At 38.8% G+C, this 2,662-nt stretch carries 2 protein-coding genes; one reads left to right on the top strand and one right to left on the bottom strand.

The genetic code is table 11. The features are described from left to right. Positions 1–349 (top strand): DUF6174 domain-containing protein (locus IQ229_RS23355; protein ID WP_194047851.1); only part of this gene is annotated, 349 nt, incomplete at its 5' end. A 422-nt stretch (positions 350–771) separates the two neighbouring features. Here IQ229_RS23355 and IQ229_RS23350 read toward each other — a convergent pair. Further along, positions 772–1,965 (bottom strand): FAD-dependent oxidoreductase, encoded by a 1,194-nt coding sequence (locus tag IQ229_RS23350; protein ID WP_194047849.1) that lies wholly within the window; start codon positions 1,963–1,965, stop codon positions 772–774. Positions 1,966–2,662 lie beyond the last annotated feature (697 nt).

Genomic DNA, 2,662 nt, shown 5'->3' with positions numbered 1-2,662 from the left:
GGCAAATATTTATAACTATCGCATTACAGTTAGCAACAGTTGCTTCTGTATACCAGATGCTAGAGGGCCAGTAGTTATTCGAGTACGTAATGGTCAACCAACTTCTATCACTTCTGTAGCTAGAGGTCAACCAGTTAATCCGCAATTCTTTCAAAAATACGACACAGTTCCTGAACTCTTTAATGTGATTCAAGATGCTATCAACCGTAAGGCATCCAACCTGGATGTAGAATATAATGCTCAACTCGGCTATCCAACTAAAATTAATATAGATTACGATAGTCGAATAGCTGATGAAGAAATATTTTTGACAATTGAGAATTTTCAGGAACTTAAAAATAGACGCTAAACTGATTACTGACGCTCAATATCTACCAAAAAGAGGGGTAAATTAGCAACTATAAAATGAAATTTAATACCTCACTTTCCCCCACAAAGCTAATAGTGATCCAATACGTTTTAGTTAAGGGTTATTGATGTAGATAATTGGTCTTTCAAGATATGATAAATCGCGTCTCTACATCTGGGTTTTGTTGCTCATTTTAAACTGTATTGGATCGCCATTAGCTTTTTATAAAAATTAACACTTTGATTAAGTTATGTTGATTTTGTGCGAGTAATTCTCAATTATTCAATGAATTAGTTGTGTTTGAGGGCTTGACTAAAAACAGTCACTTCTGATAGGCTAAAATTACTCGATAAGATTAGGTCTTTTTGTGACTTTATTCGCTAGTTGCGCTCAAAGTAACTTTACTAATAGCACACTAGAATTTAACTTTTTACAGATGGCTTAAAGCTGTACACCCATTTGTGAAAATCATCATTAGGACTCATTTGCCGCTCTTGCGTCTGCCCATTAGATGCCACAGTGTTAATGTCGTAGTAACGCATCTCACTCAAGGCACTACGAGCTTGAATGAGTTTTGTCCGCTCGATGCGACACTGTTGGTAGCTAGTCAAAGCTTCTTGGAGATTAGCTGAATCAGAAAAACACTCTCGCAGTTGGTATGCATCTTCAAAAGTGGTATTGGCTCCTTGTCCCATTGCAGGTGCCATTGGATGAGCCGCATCGCCTAAGAGAGTGACTCTGCCTTGACTCCATTGAGTTAACGGTGGGCGATCGCAAATTGGGCCTTCCCAAATTTCCTCGGCTGGTGTCGCTTCTACCACCACCCGAAAGGATTCATCCCAGTCAGCTAATTCATGGAGAATACGAGATTTCACTTCATCAGCGCTGTGTGAAAGGGAGTACTCAGGCGAGAACTTCCGACTAATCCAACTGGTATAGCCGCCGCCTACATTCAGAAGGTACATAAACTGTTGATTGCCTTTGGCAAAAACTAGTTCATAGTCATTAAATAGCTCGTGGCGATACTTAATGACGGCACGCCAACACATACTACCGATATAATTAGGCTTACCCTCGCCAAATAAAGTTTCTCTGATGACGGAGTTAACGCCATCAGCCCCAATCAGTAAATCTGCATCTACCGATTTTTCACCATCAAAATGAATTTCCACACCCTTTGCATCTTGCTGAAAGCCGATGCAGCGATGATTGAGGTGAATGATATCAGACGGCAATCTTGATGCTAAGACTTGCTGTAGACGATACCACCAAATAGTTAATAACGGTTGTCCGTATTGTTCTAGATATTTAGTTGCGTTAGTTCGAATTGTTTCTCCCTGAATACTCTTTAAAACCGTGTGGTGAACCTCGCATCCTGAACTTTTGAGGGTTTCGACAATTCCCGGTGCGATCGCATCTAGAGAATGCAAGCCATTAGGAGCTAGCCCTAGTCCAGTTCCCGCCGGACGAAATTCTTGGGCTTTTTCGTATACTTGCACCTCTATCCCTTGGCTTCTTAGTGCGATCGCAGCAGCCAAACCGCCTGGACCAGCACCGACAATCGCAACTTTTTCTACTATGGGTTGAGAGAATTTCTGAGTGAAATTTGTGTTCATATTATTAAGTCAGAATTCAGAATATTCCCATGAATATATACACTTCTTCCATGTCTGAAGGCAACTTTATCTTTCAGCTAGATCCACAGTCATTACTTTGACTCCTAAGTAGTTTTTTAGTCAATCTTCCTTAAGAATCAATCCTGAATTCGTATTCTAATGGATTATCATCAATTTTGCGGTTGCTGGTAGTAACTAAAACTGCACACTTCAGCATTTTTTACTAATCCGACAAACGCAAATAAATACCATTACGTCGATTTGAGCGATAAATTCATTAAATTTGATTTTTAATTTTCATAAACTTCCTGTAAGCTCACTAAGCTAACTGTATCATTTTCATATTCAAAAAAAATTGTGAAAAAGAGTTTGTATGAAATTTCAGGCAGCTTTTATATGTATTGGTTTAAGTAAGTTCATTGCCGCTTATTGTAAATTCTCCACAAGTCCTTGCTTGAGAGGTTAGCTCTTTATGCCTTTTGCCATCCGTTCTTGCCGTTACCTTCTCGGATTCTAAATATCAGGAAGTAAAGCTAGAACAACCGCAGACTTTTTATCGCTAGTATAGTAAATAATCTAATTATTATCTACATGAGATATGAAAGAAAATTCCTTAGCTTCAAGAACTTCAGACTCACTTACTCAGGAAGTGAAAATATTCGGTTCAGAGGAAGTAGAATTATCACTGAATATTAAT

Source organism: Nostoc cf. edaphicum LEGE 07299 (assembly GCF_015207245.1).
GTDB lineage: Bacteria > Cyanobacteriota > Cyanobacteriia > Cyanobacteriales > Nostocaceae > Nostoc > Nostoc edaphicum_B.
This window is presented reverse-complemented; position numbering and strand designations above follow the sequence as displayed.

Bases quoted from the DNA above. Each gene is read 5' to 3' on its own strand.
- IQ229_RS23350 (WP_194047849.1), bottom strand. From the start codon at position 1,965: ATGAACACAAATTTCACTCAGAAATTCTCTCAACCCATAGTAGAAAAA.